This is a genomic window from Nostoc sp. 2RC, assembly GCF_014222165.1.
GTDB lineage: Bacteria > Cyanobacteriota > Cyanobacteriia > Cyanobacteriales > Nostocaceae > Nostoc > Nostoc linckia.
Window position 1 is genome coordinate 1 of sequence record NZ_JACKZU010000037.1, and the last position, 18,775, is coordinate 18,775.

Below are 18,775 nucleotides of genomic sequence, written 5' to 3' on the forward strand. Positions count from 1 at the left end.
TATTTATATCTTTTAAAGTTAATTGCTTATGTGTATTTAAATAATTTATATTATCAAAAAGTCAAGGTTTCTTGATATTCAAATAAAGCTAAAAAATCGGAGAACATTTATCTTTGTTGTGTTGCTGTACTGACCCCAAAAGCTGCTACACGAACAGGATTAACTGCGTAGCTAATGGGTTTTACTTAACCACAAAAATAGTGATTACTCAAAAATATGATAAAACATTTCCGGTTACATTTAAGCGTTATAAAGAATTTTTTTGTTGATGAAATTATATTTTTTTGACAAAAGTATTTTAAATTTTCATCATTGATGGTAGCCAACACAGGAGCAAGAGACGCTCAATCTAGGGTCAATATTCAACGGTCAAAAGTCTGGTTGTTTGGACTTTGTACTTTTAATTCCGAACAAACTTTAGGAATACAACTATAAAAATTAGCTTTGATTTTTTGAAATTATTCATACAGTGCGCCAAGCCCAGCCCAAGCACGAGTGGCTACAGAGGGAATTAAGCTTTGTCTGTAGGTAGTTAGGGAATAGGAAATCAGCTTTTTCCAGTTTAGAGTGAGTTTTTTCAGCCACTCCAATAAAAGTCCATTGTTGAAATTGTTATAACCATAGTCAATTCCTGAAGTCAGTCCTACTCACACTGCTCATATATACGTGTTTTCCTATCTGCATCAGGCTAAATCTCTAAAAATGCAGAGTGAGTAGGGAAATGTGGTTGTCAGTTAACACTCAACACTTAGGAACTTACAAGTAAAAAATATTTCATAGAAGATTGTTGAGTGTTGACTGTTGACCGTTGATGGTTCACAGTTAACACTCAAGACTTTAAGTGCAAGTGTTTTCAATAAAGTTCGGATCAGCAGTATGAACTTCCCTTGTGGTCTGGGAAAAAGGTTAATGGTTCGACAAGCTCTCCAACCGGGGTAAGGGGTAAAAGATGTATTTGAAACCTTTCCCCTTTCCCCTTTCCCCTTTAACCTTTCCCCTTTCCCCTTTAACCTTTCCGAATCCCCTCTATTGACACTCAACACTCAACAACCATGTACTGTTGTTTATTTTTTGCAGTTACCGCTATTACGCAAAACAAAATGTGATGATAGCTACTCTAGCTACCATCACACTTGGACTGGTTGAACTGGTCATTTAATTAGCGGGAGTAGAGGGTTTAACTTGATTTCGCATTGCTTCAAAGCTGAAAGCTGCTGCGCCAAAAGTTACAAACAACACTCCTAGAATTTGTAGGATATCTAAATTTTCTTGAATGATTAACCCAGCGAAAATCACGGTTAAAACTGGGATGCTACTACCGATGAGGGCTGAACGTGAAGCACCTAATTTTGTAATTCCGGCATTGTTTAGCAAATAGCTAGAAAGAGTCAACACGCCCAAAATAAATGCGCTTAAAATCAGTTCCAGCATTTTTGTGGGGTCAATTAGCAAATTCCAATTACTTGGTAAAGGTAACATCAAGCAAATAAAGCTCAATACCAACATGGTGGCGAAGTTAATTAAAGTGAAAGTTACCGGATGCAATTTACTCGCACAAACCCTTGTCAGAATTATGTAAGCAGCAAAAGCTACGCCAGAAATAATGGCGGTGCTAATTCCCAGTGAAGTATTACCAATACCAATACTAGAAGAAGTTCCTAAAACTAATAATTCACCGCAGCAAATGGCTGCGATCGCTCCTGCACGGAATATAGTGGGGCGATCGCGAAACAAAAACCACGACAATAAACCGCTAACCATTGGATAGATAAAGAAAAGTCCGATGGCAATTCCTGTGGGAACTTGAGCAATAGCGATATAAATTAGCACTTGAGACAAAAATAAAAAGCAACCACTGACAATGGACAACACCAAAATCTGCTTTGTACCTGCATTGGTCGGTGTTGGATTTCCTCGCACTGAATTAACCAAGTTTTCTAAATCTTGCCATAGTCTGGGATGCAGTATCGGAGACAACAGTACCATCAGTGGTACTACTACCATAAACCGCATAGTCAAAATTAAGAAAGTATTGCCCAAAGTCGGTGGTAGCAACTGCTCTACCTCTACTACACCGAAAATTTGGGAACCTTCATGAAAAATCACCTTAATGGCTACGTTGTAAAGCGAGGATATGACTGTGGACAACACAATCAGTACAAAACCAAGTTGAATTGCAGATAAACCAGAGGAACTGGGTGATGGCCGTGTAGGAGTTTTGGCTTCTTTCGGTGGCTCTAGTGCGGTGGCAGGTGTGGGTTTAGCTTTGGCCTTTGGCACACTTTTGCGGAGAACAGAAGCTAATTCGGGAGCATTAATTTTTAGTGAAGGTTGTGTTGGTTGCTGCTGTGGAGCTGATGTATCAGGTTCAGAAGAAGTTTCTTTTTTTGATAAATCGTTGCTGAGAACAGAAATTGGTTCACTGGCTTTTTCCTGTGGTGGTGGAACTGGCTGTTCTCTTTGGGATAAGTCTTCAGTGGGGTTTTCTTTTACTGGTGGAACTATAGCAGCAGGTTGTGGTGGAGTTTGACTTAAAGACGAGTCGTTGCTGAGAACAGAAATTGCCTCAGTGGGGTTTTCCTTTGCTGGCGGAACTATGTCAGGCTGTATTAAAGTTTGATTTGCTGGTGGAACAGCAGCAGGTTGTGGTGGAGTTTGACTTAAAGACGAGTCGTTGCTGAGAACAGAAATTGGTTCAGTGGTGTTTTCTTTTGCTGGAGTTTGATTTTGCGGAGAGTCGTTACCGATCGCCTTTTCTTCAACAACAGCAGACTGTGATGGAGTCTGGTTTTGGGTAAATTGATTAGCGATCGCAGAACTTGGTTCGGGTGAATTTCTAACTACTTCGCCAAACTGAGGCGATGTCTCTAAAAAAGCGTTTTTTTCTGGTTCCGTCAGCTGTAAAACAGTTGGTGTACCTGTTGTTGGCAACTTGCGTGAAGTTTCTTGTATAGTTTTTTCTAGTCGTTCATACAAGCGATTCACAAACTCTGTTAAAATCACTTCCCCTTGCTGCTGTTGGCTGTACATCCTGGACAGCTGTTGAGAAAGATTACTTTGATAATTCTTTAATTCTTGTTGCAGCGAATTAAAAGTGATAGTAACCGTGTCATCAAGACTGTCAAACATGTGTTCGACTTTTTCATTGATTTCACTCACTACATTGCTATTCACTTCAGCAGATTTCAGTGCACCTTGTTCGTAAGATTTACCCTCTATATTTTGCGTAGCTAAATTTGCCAGAGAGGATTGCAGTTGTGAAGATATATGCTTTGCCAGAACTTCTGCCAACTGACGAATTAATACTTGCTGCTCAGTAATTTGCCGTACTTGTTGTAAATGCTCTTTTTCTTCTACCAAGCTTTGGATGTCATCAGATAACCGATTTTTTTCTGCTTGCAGCCGCTTGATGTCTTCTTGTAAGGCTCTGAGGACATTCTGCTGGAGATTTTCTAAGTCTTCAACTACAGCCCAAAGAGCATTTTCCGCAGCTCTTGAGAGTTCGCCTCTAATTCGCGGATTTTCTGGTTGCTTCTCGAATCGCCCCATTAGTTTCTAACCTCTAACGCCTTGACAATAAAGCTGCTTTGCGTTGACTTGATTGGCACTCATACTAATTTCCTGTATTTTGTCAGATAAATTAAAAATTTTAACAGCACTTCCGCATTTCGACGTAATTCTGTGACGCAAAACACAGGGTTTGCAAAGCATCAACCCTTGGTGGCAAATTATAAATCACGTCCTGCGCCGATTTCAGAAAGCCAGACATTAGACTTCTTGCATAAGTCGGGAAAAGGGGCATGGGGAAAGGGTAAAGGTTTTGTATTTTCCCCTTCCCCTTTAACCTTTTCCCTTTTCCCGACTCTTGCAAAAGTGTTTTTTGCAAGAGGTCTATTGAAAAATCCAGTTCATCCCAAGTCAGCACTCCGGTTTTTGCCGGTGTCAGATTTGCCTTAAAATTCAAAATTATGATTTGGGTAAGTCCTATATTTATTGTTTTGGTGGCAATTTTACGATCAAAGACTTGCTTTTGAGTGCCCGATCGCCACAAATTTTTCCGACTTGCGAAACTAGCTGTAAATTTATGTGGAATGTAACTTGAGTGACAGTTTACATCTCCAATGGAGATTAAAGTATCCTTCTGTGGAAATTCCAGGTTACGCGATTCCCTGCACAATATTCTAATAAATGAGCAGCAATTCTGCAAAAATACGCTTTTTGGTTGTTGTCTAGTATTGTGACAAGGCAAAAATTCTGCTGAAGGTGGAAAGTAGGAAGTAGGGAACAGACAACTAGCCGTCAGAAAATAGCAAGCGCCAATCCCCAATTAATTGATTCTGAATTCTGAATTCTGAATTCTGAATTCTTGATTATTTCCATAACAAAAAAATCCGGGCGACGCTAAAGATGGCAGCGCTGAGGATTGCACTAATAGGAATTGTGATGAGCCATGCAGCAGCAATTCCTTGTAGAGTTTTGAATTTAATTGATTTAATATCTCTTACCAATCCAATACCAACCACACCACCCACAAGGGCGTGGGAAGTGGACACCGGTAAACCAAGCCGGGAAGCAACCAGAATAGTGGTAGCAGTGGCCAGTTCTGCACAAAATCCACTGCTAGGTTGCAAGGAAATGATATTTTCGCCAATGGTGGCGATGACTTTTTTACCCCAGACAGCCAAACCCCCAACAATACCAGCACCGCCAAGAATTAAAATCCAGATGGGGATAGCAATTCCATCCACAGGTACGCTACCAGTGCTATTGATGTAAACAATCGCAGCTAAAGGAGCGATGGCATTTCCAACATCATTAGAACCGTGAGCAAAAGCCACAAAGCAAGCACTCAACAGCTGGAAGCGGGCGAATAATTTTTCTACAGCAGTGGGGAATGGGGAGTTAGGAGTGGGGAGTGGGGAGTTAGGAGTTAGGAGTGGGGAGTTAGGAGTTATGCTACTTGTTTCCTTGTCTCCCTTGTCTACCTTGTCTCCCTTGTTTCCCTCATCTCCCGTTTTTTGCAATTGTCGCCAACTAATAATTGTGAGTCCAATTGCTGCTACTGCACCAGTGAAGAGTGGAATGTCGTAAGTGGGTATGTCTAAGCCAACTTGCTCAATTAAAAAATTTGTCACAGGTTGGGTGACCGAAGGTAATACAATCACACCAAAGACACTTATTAGTAGGGTACTCAACCAAGGAATCCATTCTTGTAGCTGGACTATTTGATTGGGTCGATCTAAAATCCAGTGCTTAATTTGACTATAAATTAAAGCTGCGATCGCTCCACTAATTACAGGTGTTAAAACCCAGCCTACGGTAATCTTGCCAATTGATGACCAATCGATTGCATCTACTCCCAAAGCTACCCAACTAAATCCAGCGATCGCACCCACAACGGCGTGGGAAGATGACACTGGTAAACCGCGTGATGTGGCAATTTGCAACCACACACCACAGGAAACCAACACCGTCGCCATTCCCACAACAAGTATTTCTGGTGTAGCAGCAAATAAACCAGGATTAGCAATTTTCGTGGCTAGAGTTTCCGTTACCTGATGTCCAAACAACACAGCACCGGTAAATTCCAATACCCCAGCAATTATTAATGCCTGTTTGAGAGTCACAGCTTTGGAACCTACAGAAGTTCCCATCGCGTTAGCAACATCATTTGCACCGAGATTCCAAGCGACGTAGAAGGTTAGTAGGGCGACGAAAAGTAGGGTTAGGAGCATGGGAGATGGCTTTTACGGATAAATTAAGATTTTATAAGTTTCCGCCGTGGGTGCGATCGCCGCTTCCACTGCTGCTGATAAATCTTTTAATGGATAGCGATCGCTAATCAATGCTTTTACGTCAATTCGCTGATTAAATACAATATCAGCTGACAAGTTTTGAAGCCGATAAGATGAACTGTAACTGCCCATTAAATCAATTTCCCGACGATAAAGGATATTCGGGTTAATGGGAATTTCCACTTCATCCGGAAATTCAGCAAAAAACAAGATCTTACCGCCTTTGCGGGTACAATCAAGGGCTTGAAAGAAAGCTTTTTCACTGGGGACGGCTAACAAGGTAACATCAACGCCTAGTCCACCAGTCAAGGCATGAATTTTGGCGGGTAAATCGGCGTCACGAGCATCAAAAGCCGCTTCTGCACCAACATGCAATGCTTTTTCAATTCTAGAGGGTAGTAAATCGGTGGCAATGGCTTTTGCTCCGAAATACTTCACCAACATAATGAACATTAAGCCAATGGGCCCTGCACCAGTGACTAATACAGTTTGTCCAGGCGCAATTTGGGCTTTTTTCACTGCTTTCAAGCAGCAATTCGTGGGTTCGACAAAACTTGCTTCTTCAAAACTGATATTGTCAGGGATGGGAATTAACCCGCCGTTTTGGACAATATGTCCTGGAACTTTGACATAATCAGCGAAACCGCCGCCACTAGCATTAAAGCCTGCGGTGGTGGAAATGTTTTTGTAGACATCGCACATGGAAAAATTGTCATTTAAACAATAGGCGCAATGCATACAAGGGATGTGGTGCATGACAGCCACGCGTTGTCCAACTTGCCAATTTTGGACTTGAGAACCCACTGCTGCGATCGTACCAGCGGTTTCGTGTCCAAAAATGCGGGGTGGTTCATATAACGGGTAACGAATTTTTTTAATATCTGACTGACATAACCCCACAACCCGCACCTGTACCAGTACTTCATCTGGTTCCAAGGTTGGAACTGGGACATCTTCGTAAGAAAGTTGATTGACGCCTCTAAACACCTGTGCTTTCACGTTGATTTTTCACCGCTCAACGATACTAGATGTAACATTAGTGGTCAACGTTAGGCTATCAGATTTGAGATTTTTGCGTTTTAGCTTGTTCTAGTTCTTGTTCTAAGCTTTGTTCAAAGATTTGGAATGCTTCAACGTCTGCTGATGAGAGCTTTCCTTTTATTGTCCCATTCTCAACCCGCAGAATCTCCCCTCGGTTGTCTTTGGCAGTAATTGTTAAAACTTTGCGATTCTGCCAAAGTCTATAGCGTTCTCCCTCAAAATATAGACCCCCTTCTATTGCTACCTTGCCTAGTTTATCCAAAGCTTTTTTCGCGGTCTGGAAAACACTCTGGCTGTATTCATCCCATAGAATCTTACTAGCGAATATCGGTACTTCTTTGCTTAGCAGAGCGAGTAGCTGGATAAAAGTTAGGGGTGGCTTTCTTAAATCTTGAGACCATCGCTGTATTACTTGAAGTATGGAGTCGGGGTCAAGATCGTAAAGGTGGGTAAGAAAAGTATCCGGGTGTTGGGCTTCTATTTCCCAACGAGCCAGATCCTTAGGTTGAAAATGCTTGAGATTTGATGTGACAATTATATTGGCTTTAGCTACTACAGCAGCAGCTAGAACATGGCGATCGCCAACATGATTTGTCATAATTTCAGCTAATCCATTTGGCACTTCCACCATTGCTTCTGGAAAGGCTGCTTTAATTGTCCCCTCCAACTTCATTGCTCTCTCGTCTGACATCTTCCCTGTAATTACAAGGTTGCGAGTTGCACCATTAAGAATTTCCTGCGACCAATAAGGTAAATAAAAACCAGCCCTAGCACAGCGAAGTAGAATGTCACGCAAGTACATGGGAAACATGACACAAGAGTCTAAGAGAACAAGATACTCAGCCATTTTATTGGTTGAATTACTCCTATTCGTAGAATCCTGCTTCTTGGCTCATCTGAGTTAACTCAGTTAACAGTTGATCCCGCTTTACATCTCTCTGCTGTTTGTACTTCACTAAATCCTCAAAACGAACACGCCGATGTGTTCCCACCATAATGTGGGGAATTTCCCCCTGTTCTAATAACTTAATCAGATGCGGACGTGAGACTTTAAGAAAGTCTGCTGCTTTTTGAGTTGTCAGTTCTCGATCCTGAATAACTATAGATACTACTTTACCTAGTGCCATTGCATCGACAGCTTGACGTAACACCTGATAAACCGAATAAGGAATGGAAATTTCTTCTTTGTTGGCTCCTATTAGTTTCGTTTGGGAGCCTTCAATTTTAAGTGTGCGCTCCAGTTTTTTTATAGATTGGGCTTCTTGCTCTGGAGACATTACAGATTCTGAAAGTATGTTATGCCTAGACATTGTGATTACTTCCTCCTGTGTTGTGGTACTTTACGCCGTCAATAATATTCACAATCTTATAATACACACTACATAAACGAAATATCCGAAAAATAAAATAAATTATCTTGTTTGATGTGAACCTGTCTGGAGAAAATCTGTCGAAAACTAGAATATACAGCGGATGTCTTAGTCGTTGGCGTTGGAACTGGAGGGACTGCGACTGCTATAGCGGCACTACGGCGAGCCAAAACGTACTCCTACAGAGGAGCAAGCTACGCTTAGCGTCTTGCTCCAGAAATTATTAACTGTATCGGGATTAATTCTTAGTCTTAGGCTTAGATGCAAGTACTTGAACAGATTTACCTTCTTGCAGAGCATCGGTAGGATTAGTAATTAACCTCGCATTAGGACTTAAACCAGAAACTACTTCAACTTCAGTACCATAATCTCGTCCCAGTTCTACTTTCTTGAAGTTAACTTTGTTTTCCTTGGTCACAGTAGCTACTCGTATGCCATCTGCATTAATGACTAAGGTATTAGCTGGTACTAACAAAGGTGGATTAACACGTTGAGCCTTAAAAGTAACTTCAGCATACATCCCAGGACGCAACACATTTTCTGAATTTTTGACTTCAATTTCAGTCAAAAGGGTATTAGAAGAAGCATCCAAGGCATCAGCAGTACGAATCACTTTACCAGAAAAAGCTTTTTTCGGTAGTTCCCGGACGCGAACAAGGGCAGTTTGTCCTGGCTGAATTGATTGCACAAAAGCCTGGGGAACGTTAATTCGGATACGCAAATTATTTGTCTGAGCAACCTTAAATAGCCAGGAATTTCCACTATTACTATTACTACCCGCAGAAATTAAAGCTCCTGTGTCTATGTTCCGAGCAGTAATTACACCAGAAAAAGGAGCAACAATTTGTTTGAATGATTGTAAAACTTTTATCCGCTGTAAATTTGACTGGGCAGCATTTTTACTTGCAACAAAGGCATTAATATTAGCTCTTTGAGAATTAATAGCTGCTAGAGCAGTATTGATACTTTCTTGGTCGGAATTAACGCGAGCAATTAAAGTATCTACATTAGCTTGACTTGTATTAAAAGCAGTTTTACGTTCATCAGCAGCTTGTGTAGTGACTGCTCCTTGCTTTTCAAGTAATTGCCAACGCTGCCAAGTTTGACGGGCGAGTTCTAGGTTTGTACGTGCTTCAATTAATTCAGCCTCTCTCGCTTTGAAGTTGGCTTTTGCTTGAGAAAGATTACTTTGCTTTTGTGCCAAGTCTGCTTGGACTTGAGCAATATTAGCCTGAGACTTTGCCAATTCTGCACGAGCTTGCTCTACATCTTGGTCAGTTTCAGGTGCATCAATTACAGCAAGTAACTGTCCTTTGTTGACGCGATCGCCAATATCCACTAACTTCTTTTGTAAATACCCACTGGTACGTGCATAAATTGTAGTTTCTTGACTTGCTTGAATACTACTAGGTAAAACTAACTCTGTAAAATTAGCCGCCAGCTTGGGCTTAACTACATTCACTCCAGAAACTTTTTTAATTGTAGATTTAGCAAAAGCGTTTAATTCTGATTTTTGTTGTATCCGAGGTATGATACCAACTGCTAAAAGCCCAGTAACTACCAAAGTAGTTGTAGCAATAATAGTAATTGAACTGAGAGGATTTCTTCGATTTTTTGCGGCAGTTGCTATCAGTTCTGAATCAGTAATTTGATTGTTTTCTTGAGTATCCATATAGTAATCCAGTTTTATTGTTGAACAAAATTAAGTATTTGTAAGATGCGTTGGCGATAGCGAACGCATCATTCTTATGGATTTAGTACGTTAGGGTTTAACGTAACCCGCCCTACCTATTTGGGGTTCTGAATAATTCAGGAATAATTTAGCGATTAGCTACAGTTAATTTGATAGTAGAAGACAATTCTTCGTCTAAATTTTGTGGTTGTTTGCGGCGCAAAATACTGTAAATTACAGGTACAAAAATTAAAGTTGCCACAGTTGCTGCTAATAATCCACCAATTACAGCACGTCCTAAAGGAGCATTTTGTTCGCCACCTTCTCCCAAACCCAGAGACATTGGTAACATCCCCATAATCATAGCGCCAGCAGTCATTAATACCGGACGCAAACGAGTGTAACCAGCTGCTAAAGCCGCAGAAACAGCTTTTTCCCCTAGCAAACGTTGTTCATTAGCAAAGGTAACGAGCAAAATACTATTAGCAGTAGCAACACCAATACTCATAATTGCGCCCATCAAAGATGGCACACTAAAAGTTGTGTTAGTCACAAATAGTATCCAGACAATTCCTGCTAAAGCATTTGGCAGTGCCATCATAATAATCAATGGATCTATCCAAGATTGAAAATTCACTACTATTAGGCAATAAACTAATCCAATAGCAAATATCAACCCCACTTCTAAACCTAGAAATGATGAGTTCATCGTTTCTACTTGACCTTTGATGATAATTGACGTTCCACGGGGTAACTTATCCTGAAATTTGTCAACTATTTTATAAACATCACTGGCTACACCACCTAAATCGCGACCTTGAATATTAGCGTAAATATCAAACACGGGTTGTACGTTGTAATGATTAACAACAGCAGGTGCTTTACTACGTTGAACAACAGCAAGATTGCTTAAAAGTTGTGAAGAACTAGAGCCATTAGTAATAGGAATACTCTGAATTTTGTCTAGAGAGTTAAGTTTATATTGGGGAACTTGTACGGCTACTGGATAACTAACTCCTTTAACAGGATCGAGCCAAAAATTAGGTGATGTTTGACCGCTAGAGCTTAATGAAGTGAGTAGGTTATTGGCAACATCTCGTTGAGTTAAACCGCTACGTTGTGCTTGAGAACGGTCTACATTAATACGTAGCTCTGGAGCATCAACAACTTGATGTAAATGAACGTCAACTGCTCCCGAAATTACAGCCACTTGTTCTTTGATTTGTTTGGCAATTTTGTAGTTATCCCGACGATTTTTAGATGGGCCTATAACCTGAATATCAATAGGGGCTGGTAAACCGAAATTAAGAATTTGAGTTACTATATCCGCAGGTTGGAAAAAGAAGGTTAATTCAGGAAATTGGGCAGTTAATTTTTGGCGTAGTTGTTTAACATATTGCCAAGTAGAATGATGTTTACCTTCTTTGAGAGCTACAAGAATTTCTCCATCACCAGGGCCTATGGTTGCTGTGTCGCTAAAGGCCAGGTTTACTCCACCTACAGGCACGCCAATATTGTCAAGAATAATTTCTAATTCTTCCTCAGGAATAACTTGGCGAATTTCATTTTCAACTTGAGTAAAAATCTGTTCTGTCCTGTCAAGTCTAGTTCCCACAGGGGCGCGGACGTGCAAGCGAAACTGACCTGCATCTACTTGAGGGAAAAAGTCTTGACCGACAAAAGGTAGTAAAATTAAGGCGCTGATCCAAAAAGCACCAAACATCGCAAAAACTACACGGCGACGGTTTAGAGCTTTGGCTAGAGTATTTCGATAGTTGTGGCGAAATTTTTCAAATTGGCGATTAAATAGTTCGTGAATACGCCAGAAAATATTTTTTTTTGGATTTGGGGTAGATGGGTGACCATTACCATTATTGGCTAAATTTTCATGTTCGCTATAAAGATGTAGTTCCTTAGCAAGGAGAAATTTTGCCAACATTGGTACTACTGTACGTGAAAGCAAATAAGAGGCCAGCATCGCAAAAACAACCGCCATTCCTAAAGGCATAAATAGCGATTGTGATACTCCAGTTAAAAATACAATGGGGATAAAAACAATACAAATTGCCAAGGTGGAAACAAAAGCTGGCACAGCTATTTGTTGTGCCCCATCTAAAATAGCTTGTTCTAGAGGTTTTCCTTGTGCCAAATTGCGATGGATATTTTCAATTTCTACTGTGGCATCATCAACTAAAATTCCAACTACTAGAGAGAGACCTCCCAAGGTCATAATATTTAGTGTCTGTCCAATTAATCGCATGGCAATGATAGAACAAAAAATTGACAAAGGGATAGAAATTGCCACAATTAAAGTACTACGCCAACTGCCTAAGAATAATAAAATCATCGTGGCAGTTAAACAAGCAGCAATCAAACCTTCGGTCAATACTCCATGAATGGAAGCTTTCACAAATATCGATTGGTCGAATAAGATATCTAAATCTAATTCTTTGGGTAATGTAGCTTGAATTTTTGGTAGTCTTTCTTTGATTCTCGCAACAACATCTAAAGTGGAAGCCCCACCACTTTTGAGGATAGTTAATAAGCTAGAACGTCTCCCATCTCGACGGACAATATTGTTCTGTACAGCAAAGCCATCATGGACTTGGGCAACATCACGTATATAAATTATTGTGCCGTTGATCTGTTTAATTGGTAAATTGTTTAAAGCTTCTATGACTTGGGGACTGCTATTGAGGCGAACGCTGTATTCGCGCTCTCCTAATTTGGCATTTCCCGCAGGTAAAATCAGATTTTGGGCGGTAATTGCACTGGTGACATCTGTAGCTGAAAGACCTTTAGCAAATAGCGCCTGTGGGTCAATATCTACCATAATTTGCCTGGGCTTACCGCCATAAGGTAACGGTACAGATGCACCTTGGACAGTCGCTAACTGAGTCCGCAGAAAATTATTGCCGTTATCGTAAAGTTCTTGTTCTGATAGCGATGTGCTACTAACACTAAGCTGGAGAATTGGCACATTTGAAGCGTTGTAGCGAATGATTAAAGGAGGTGTAATTCCTGGAGGTAAACCCCGAAGAATTGTTTGAGTAATAGAGGTAAGTTGAGCTACTGCTGCTTCAATTTTTGCTCCTGGTTGGAAAAAAACTTTAATTACACTAACGCCATTAAGCGATTGTGATTCGATGTGTTCAATATCATTAACAGTAGTCGTAAAAGAGCGTTCGCTACTTGTAACAATCCGTTGTTCCATTTCTTCTGGTGAAACACCACCATAAGACCAAATTACACTGACAACAGGGATATTAATTTCTGGAAAAATGTCCGTTGCCATGCGCGTAATAGTAACTACCCCTAAAACAACAATTAAGATGGCAGCAATTACAAAGGTATAAGGACGACGAAGAGCAAGTTTAACAATCCACATTGTTTTTTGACTTTAAATGATTCTTTATTCTTCAGTCTGTCAGTGCTATTGACACTCAAATAAATTTTGATTTTGATTTGATTGAAGCACTTAAAAATAAACATTTTCTATAGAAGATTGTTAACTCTTAATTGTTGACGGTTTACAGTTAACAATCAATGTTTAAAGCTGAATAATTTATTCTTTGGAGTTCCCTGAAACTGGATAATTTATTTCTTGTAGTTACTTCATTCATGGCCAAACCAAAATCAGCTGAACGCTTTCAGTTGCGATCGCTAGAGGAAAAAGTATTGAGGTCAATTTAATACGGTATTACGATAGATTTATAGGACTTTACGTAGATTTATCTTTGCATACAGCTGTGTAAAATGCAATATCCCGTACTTTGCCTAAGTTTTAATGTAATATTTTGCACTTATATTTTGCACGTAAGTCATAAAACATAAAAATTAAACTGCTTATTCAGCGCTTTTAAATTGGACAGTTATTCATAGTGTTGAGGGTTGACGTTTAACTGTCAGCAGCAGCTAGTAGTCTGCCAACTCAAAAATGTTAGGTGGAGGTTGGGTAAAGGTTAATGGTTCGACAAGCTCACCAACCGGGAAAAGGGGAAGGGATAAAAAACATGAGTCCCTTTCCCCCTTCACCTTTAAAGAGCCAAGTTGCCTTGGCGTACTACTAGTGCCTTCGACGAATTCCCCAGATATAGAACAGCTTACTTATCCATCAATTTAAACTTGACAAAAGCTGATGCAGGTGAGTGGCAAACTCAGCTTAAAAAAGCAGAGGCCAGGAACAACTGAAATCAGCCAAATAGCATTTGGCAAAGGATTTGGATATGGTTCATCAAACATATACAGCAGATGTCTTAGTTGTTGGTGGTGGAACTGGAGGGACTGCTGCTGCTATCCAAGCAGCGCGACGGGGAGCTAAAACTATTTTGGTGAGTGAATTTCCTTGGTTGGGGGGAATGCTGACTTCAGCCGGAGTATCTGCACCCGATGGCAATGAATTAGAAGCTTTCCAAACAGGGTTGTGGGGTGCTTTTTTACAGGAATTACGACATCGACAACCAGGGGGATTAGATAACTGTTGGGTAAGCTTTTTTAGTTACGATCCCTGCATTGGGGCAGAGATTTTTGCTGATTGGGTGAAGGAATTGCCAAATCTTCATTGGATTTCTTTGCAAGTGCCTTTAGAAGTTTATCGGCAACGCGATCGCATTACTGGTGTGCGCTTTGCGGATTTTGCTGTCACAGCCAAAATTATTCTCGACGCCACAGAATTAGGAGATTTATTGGCTTTAGCTGACATTCCTTACCGTTGGGGTTGGGAATTGCAATCTGAGTGGGGAGAACCCAGTGCCCCGGTAAAATTTAACTCTTTAACCGAGAGATATCCGGTGCAAGCGCCCACTTATGTGGTGATTATGCAAGACTTTGGTGAAGCCGTTGCTCCACAAATTCCGACCGCCCCCAACTATAATCCATCCTTATTTGCAGGTGCTTGGGACGGTTATGGAGCAGAGACATTTTTAAATTATGGACGTTTACCTGGCGATCGCTTCATGATAAATTGGCCAATTTGTGGCAATGACTACGGCCAAGGGGTAGGGCGGCTGATAAAGTCAGAGGTAACCAGAGGTGAATTTATCCAAGAATCACGCTGGCACAGTCAAAATTTTGCCCATTATATTCAACATCAACTCGGCCGTCGCTATGGTTTAGCCAGAGAAGTATTTCCCCATACTCAAAAAGCTTTTGCACTGCATCCCTATTACCGGGAAAGCCGGCGCTTAGTGGGGCTAACTACTATCCGCGAACAGGATATTTTGCCTGTTGCTGGAGGTAGAGTTGCATCTATATTTAATGATGCAATTGCTGTTGGTAATTACGCCAATGACCATCATTATCCTGGCGTTCAATTTCCACTGCAACCAAAATCTATCCAATGGGGGGGACGCTGGACTGGGACTCCCTTTACAATTCCCTACAGTTGTCTAATTCCAGCCACAACGGATGGTTTCTTCGTTTGTGAAAAGAATATTTCCGTTTCCCACATTGCCAATGGCGCAACCAGATTACAACCAGTGGTTATGGGCATTGGTCAAGCAGCGGGAATGGCGGCGGCGATGTGTGTTGAGTTAAACTGCCAACCAAGGGATTTACCTGTCAGGGATCTACAAGCGGCTTTACTACAAGACAACCGCTCAAACGCAATAATCATACCTTTTTTTAATTTATCGCCTAATCGTTCGGATTGGCTGCATCGCCAACTGTATTACTTAAATAACCCATTAGCCTATCCAGCTAGTGGTGATTGTCCTGGGCTATCTACGGATAACTACTTTGAATCTAATGTTAATGAGGTCTTAATCTCAAAAAACAAGTGTTTTCAAGGTATTTTCTACCGCATTGGTCATCAGGAATACAGATTCACTGTCACTGCTCCCGCCTTATATCAAGGTAAAAATTGGCAGCTTGTGACTTTGCGATCGCATATCAATGAACAGTTACACGCTTATCCCGACCAACAATTAATTACAGTATGGGGTCGTGAAAATCACTTCAGTAATTGGTTATTAGTCGAACATTTAAGTGAAGGATAAGAGTAGTTTATTTTCAGTAAAACACAATACTTTTTGATGAATTGTCCGGATATTCCTAGAAAAGCTAAGTATCAGTGAAGTGGAGAGTTCCAAAATAGACATCTGCTATGCGTGCTGCCATTTCACTTTTAGTTTCGAGTCTGGTGTTCGGCCCCTTAGCTTCCAACTGCCAAGCAATGGACAATCACTTAACAAGCAGAAAGTCTGTAGACGATTCTGCAACTTTTCCCAAACTACGACGCCTTCCAGCAATACCAAGGGCAAACAAACGCCACTTGCTATCCTACGGGAACGCTAAGAGCGAACAAGCCGAAAGACCCGTCCAATGCAGTGGCTCAACTTTCCAAGACAATTGGCTGCTTTCGATGCCTGCTTGGCAAAAGTTCCTCTCGGCACAATCCGACCAAAATCCAGATGATGCGCCACGTCATCGCGGTAGTGGGCGCAGAGAAGTAATGCAAAAATTCGCCAAAAATTTCTACGCTATTGTTTAATAGCTGTGGGATAATGGACGTTTTGGCAAAGCTAATTACTAGAAAACAAGTGTTGCGCTAATATTTTTTTGGTGGTTTTGGTGGCAGAGATATATACAGTTAACATCCGAAAATCTTCAGCGATCGCGTAGTATTTCAACTAAAATTTGCTGTATGTAATAGTTGGCATAAAACCTGGAAATCAAAAGGCAAATTCAATCAATTGTCTCGAACTACAGTATTACCAACTCATCAAAAACCACAAAACTGTTACTCTTATTTCTGGGAAGCTCTGCGTCTCAACCTCAACTACTTTAGAAACAGATGTTACTTAGGTTATCAATTAATTTAAAACACATCTAATTCCGACATTTTGCTAATTGGGGAAAAAACTTAAGGCAACTTCTCTTTATTCCCAAATAAGTTTTCTTACAGATTGAGTAGCTGGTTACCTACATCAATACATATAGGACTTACGCATGGTCAACGAAAAATTAAGGGTTTGGGCTGGGGATAGGGAAACAGTTGCTTTCTGATGCAAGACCACAGGAAAGCAACTGGCGTCATAGGAGAGCCACTGCGTCCTTGCGGGTAATGCCCGACTTGTAGCAAGTGGCGTCATTGGGCAAGAAAAAATCCCCTGTTTGCCCTATGCCCTATTCCCGACCTCAACAAATAATTTCGCTGCGTAAGTTCTGACATAATTATTGGGCATGAGCCGTGGGGCAGTGAACAGTCAACAGTCAACAGATAACTGATAACTATCATCTCCCCATCTCTTCATCTCCTCATCTCCCCACTCCCTATTCCTTCACTTCAAACGGTTGTTTTCTGGCGATTATCTTCTATTCGCTCGATACCGTTGAGGAACATGGGTACAAATTTCTCGAAAAACGCTTGTGGATCGCGCTGCCAAGCTTTTTGTGCGGCTTGAATCCTAGTAAACTGCAACTCAGGTGCTAACAAAGTCTGGGGTAAGCGTTCCATCAGGTACTGAGGACGTTGCCAAAGGGGCATGTTATTTGCAACTTCCAGCAAGTTGGCAACTCGGCGCAGTTCGGCCCCCAAGGTGATATCCATTCCCGATTCAAAGGCCGCCTGTTCAATTGCAGTATATTTTCGCTTCGCTTGCTCTATTTTTTGGCGATGTTCTGGACTTTTACGCGCCAGTTCTGCTAACCAACGGTTACCCCAGCGTACATGTCCTGCTTCCTCTGGCAAAATCTTTTCAATTGTTTGCCGGATTTTGATGTTTTCTTCTGTTTGTGGCGCTTGCTTGAGAGCGTAAATGTGTGCAGAAAAATATTCACAACCGCGTTTTTCAGTGATGTTAATTGCTGTCAGAGCAGCAATCATCCAGTCGTCTAAGTTACGTTTTGGATCGTAGGCGTCTTTGTCGAGCAGGCGATCGAATTCATCAATATAGGAAGTTCCGGGGGGAGTTCCTACATCGCTTCCTAATTCGATGAGTAAATCAGTCAGCCACATAGCATGGCGAGCTTCGTCCGAGATGTGATGAGACAAATCCCGCACTAATTCTGGTGGCTGTCCATTCAGTTCCTCGATTAAGTCAGTCAGGTCTTTACAACTGCGTTGTTCGCTGTAGCGGTAGCGATTGAGGGTAATTAAGTGGATCTGGCGATCGCATACCACTCGTTTCAAGATTTCCCTTGCACCCAAGGCATTCTGAAATTTACGTGGGTAAGTGACTGTCATAAACTTATATAAAGTTTTGTAAACTTACACGATCCTAACTTACTTTTTTGTCAGTGCCGTATTCCTACTGTATTACCGAAAAACAATAAACTTCAAAAAACAAATTACCGAAAAACGGCGAAAAAGCCTATTCTTTCTGGGGATGGGATGAATTGCCGTCTTAGTCATTAGTCATTGGTCAATAATTATTAGTATTATTAAACACAAAAAATACCGTATAAATACTACTAAGTCAAAATCCTCAGCACGTAAAGCCGGGGGATGAGTTAGGGACTTTCAAGTAAAAAAATATTCCACAGAAGATTGTTATCTGTTGACCGTTGACGGTTGACACTCAGCAGTCAAGGCTTCGACTTGGCTCAGCTTTAACCCTGAGCAAAGTCGTACCAGCTTCCCTCCGGGACACTCCGCGTAGCGGCGACCATAGGAGAAGGGTCAACAGGAGCCAGTGCGTTGGATGGGTTAAGAGGCTTCCCTCCTCTTAACCAAGCTACTCGTGGCGTCTCCCTTAGGAGAACCAACTGGCGTTCAACGACGGGAACCAGAATAATTTATTTTTTGGAGTTCCCTTAATCAATCTCCACTTAATAATATCAGACTGCAAAATATAAACTTTTGTAAAAAATGTTAGTGGTTTTGAACAATAATTTTGACAAGTTAAACCGCTAAAAGCTTTATTTTTAAAGCTTTTTAATCGATATGCACTCGCCTG

General features: G+C 41.1%; 11 protein-coding genes. 3 read left to right on the forward strand and 8 right to left on the reverse strand.

From position 1 onward, the window contains the following. Window positions 1–1,155 precede the first annotated feature (1,155 nt). The gene (locus GNE10_RS06725) at window positions 1,156–3,549 is read right to left on the reverse strand and encodes an EamA family transporter (protein WP_185564196.1); all 2,394 of its coding nucleotides are present in this window, start codon (window positions 3,547–3,549) and stop codon (window positions 1,156–1,158) included. A gap of 132 nt (window positions 3,550–3,681) precedes the next feature. Here GNE10_RS06725 and GNE10_RS06730 point away from each other — a divergent pair, with 132 nt between their 5' ends. After that, window positions 3,682–3,957: a hypothetical protein gene (locus tag GNE10_RS06730; protein WP_185564197.1), complete on the forward strand. Its 276-nt coding sequence runs from the start codon at window positions 3,682–3,684 to the stop codon at window positions 3,955–3,957. Between the two features lie 413 nt (window positions 3,958–4,370). On the opposite strand, the gene GNE10_RS06735 is transcribed toward GNE10_RS06730, so the two are convergent. From GNE10_RS06735 to GNE10_RS06760, 6 genes are all read right to left on the reverse strand, one after another. Then, window positions 4,371–5,735: an inorganic phosphate transporter gene (locus GNE10_RS06735; protein ID WP_185564198.1), complete on the reverse strand. Its 1,365-nt coding sequence runs from the start codon at window positions 5,733–5,735 to the stop codon at window positions 4,371–4,373. Window positions 5,736–5,747: 12 nt separating this feature from the next. Beyond that, entirely contained in the window at window positions 5,748–6,794 is a 1,047-nt protein-coding gene (locus GNE10_RS06740; RefSeq protein WP_099069726.1) for a zinc-dependent dehydrogenase, read from the reverse strand. 58 nt (window positions 6,795–6,852) lie between these two features. Then, a complete protein-coding gene (locus GNE10_RS06745) occupies window positions 6,853–7,683 on the reverse strand; it encodes a PIN domain-containing protein (protein ID WP_185564199.1) in 831 nt (276 codons plus the stop codon). A 19-nt stretch (window positions 7,684–7,702) separates the two neighbouring features. Next, a complete protein-coding gene (locus GNE10_RS06750; protein ID WP_185564200.1) occupies window positions 7,703–8,146 on the reverse strand; it encodes a helix-turn-helix domain-containing protein in 444 nt (147 codons plus the stop codon). Window positions 8,147–8,444: 298 nt separating this feature from the next. After that, a complete protein-coding gene (locus GNE10_RS06755; protein ID WP_185564201.1) occupies window positions 8,445–9,878 on the reverse strand; it encodes an efflux RND transporter periplasmic adaptor subunit in 1,434 nt (477 codons plus the stop codon). 148 nt (window positions 9,879–10,026) lie between these two features. Beyond that, on the reverse strand, window positions 10,027–13,266 hold the full coding sequence (locus tag GNE10_RS06760) for an efflux RND transporter permease subunit (protein WP_185564202.1): 3,240 nt from the start codon (window positions 13,264–13,266) through the stop codon (window positions 10,027–10,029). Window positions 13,267–14,104: 838 nt separating this feature from the next. Here GNE10_RS06760 and GNE10_RS06765 point away from each other — a divergent pair. Together GNE10_RS06765 and patX are read left to right on the forward strand one after the other, a co-directional pair. Next, on the forward strand, window positions 14,105–15,874 hold the full coding sequence (locus tag GNE10_RS06765) for an FAD-dependent oxidoreductase (RefSeq protein ID WP_185564203.1): 1,770 nt from the start codon (window positions 14,105–14,107) through the stop codon (window positions 15,872–15,874). Window positions 15,875–15,981: 107 nt separating this feature from the next. Further along, window positions 15,982–16,368: a heterocyst-inhibiting protein PatX gene (gene patX / locus GNE10_RS06770; protein WP_185564209.1), complete on the forward strand. Its 387-nt coding sequence runs from the start codon at window positions 15,982–15,984 to the stop codon at window positions 16,366–16,368. Window positions 16,369–17,163: 795 nt separating this feature from the next. Here the strand turns inward: patX and GNE10_RS06775 are convergent. Further along, window positions 17,164–18,063, reverse strand: coding sequence for a ferritin-like domain-containing protein (locus GNE10_RS06775; protein WP_185564204.1), 900 nt, complete (start codon window positions 18,061–18,063; stop codon window positions 17,164–17,166). Window positions 18,064–18,775 lie beyond the last annotated feature (712 nt).